The sequence below is a fragment of the Streptomyces sp. CO7 genome, assembly GCF_053474865.1.
The window spans coordinates 1-573 of the sequence record NZ_JBRIOU010000069.1 but is presented as its reverse complement, the minus strand read 5'-3'; the positions used below and the strand labels follow the sequence as shown (position 1 = coordinate 573).

The following is a 573-nucleotide window of genomic DNA, read 5'->3' as shown; positions in this document are numbered from 1 at the left end:
GCCGCCGGGGAGGCCGCCACGGTCGTCGTCGCGACGGGGGCCGCGGTCGTCGCGACGGTCGACCCCGCCGCGGTCGCCCCCACGGTCACCGCGGTCGTCACGGCGGAAACCGCCACGGTCGCCGCCGCGGTCGTCACGCCGGAAGCCCGGACGGTCACCGCTGTCACGGCGGAACCCGGGACGGTCGCCGCCCTCACGACGGAAGCCGCCGCGGTCGCCACCGCGGTCGTCGTCGCGACGCGGGCCGCGGTCGTCGCGACGGTCGAACCCGCCACGGTCACCACGGTCGTCCCGACGGAAGCCGCCCCGGTCGCCACCACGGTCGTCACGGCCACGGAAGTCGCTGCGCTGCGGCCGCTCGCCACGGTTGTCGTCACGGCGGAAGCCACCACGGTCACCGCCGCGGTCGTCACGGCCACCGCGGAACCCACCGCGGTCGTCGTCACGACGCGGGCCGCGGTCGTCACGACGGTCGAACCCACCACGGTCACCACGGTCGTCCCGACGGGGACCACGGTCGTCGCGACGGAAGCCGCCACGGTCACCGCCGCGGTCGTCACGGCCGCGGAAGCC

The 573-nt window shown here is 77.1% G+C and carries 1 protein-coding gene; it reads left to right on the top strand.

Annotated elements, in window-relative coordinates:
• Window positions 1-573: hypothetical protein (locus ACOV8S_RS31130; RefSeq protein ID WP_448321837.1), on the top strand; the 573-nt coding region annotated here is incomplete at both ends.